The organism is Vogesella mureinivorans (genome assembly GCF_007644035.1).
GTDB lineage: Bacteria > Pseudomonadota > Gammaproteobacteria > Burkholderiales > Chromobacteriaceae > Vogesella > Vogesella mureinivorans.
Map to the genome: position 1 here is coordinate 1 of NZ_VMTV02000458.1, position 364 is coordinate 364.

1 pseudogene is annotated in these 364 nt (G+C 65.4%); it reads right to left on the reverse strand.

Annotated elements, in window-relative coordinates:
- Window positions 1-347 (reverse strand): annotated as a pseudogene (locus FLQ44_RS11515) (translation initiation factor IF-2); the annotation flags it as partial.
- Between the last annotated feature and the right edge of the window lie 17 nt (window positions 348-364).

The window sequence follows — 364 nt, forward strand, 5'->3', positions numbered from 1 at the left end:
TTCGAGGCCGCAGCGAGCGTGGCGTCGGATTCGTTGATGCCGCCCACGCCGGACGCGATCACGTTGATGCGGATCATGTCGTTGGAGAGGCTGGTCAGCGAGTCGCGCAGCGCTTCCACCGAGCCCTGAACGTCAGCCTTGACCACCAGGTTCAAGGTCTGCTGGCCTTCACCCTGGCCCATCTGGGCCATGATGTCTTCCATGCGGTTACCGGCCTGCTTGACCAGGCGCGACTCGCGCTTCTTGGCCTCGCGCTGCTGGGCGACGTCCTTCGCCAGGCGCTCGTCCTCGACGACCACGAAATCGTCGCCCGCATCCGGCACGCCGGACAGACCGAGGATGACCACGGGAATTGAAGGCGTCG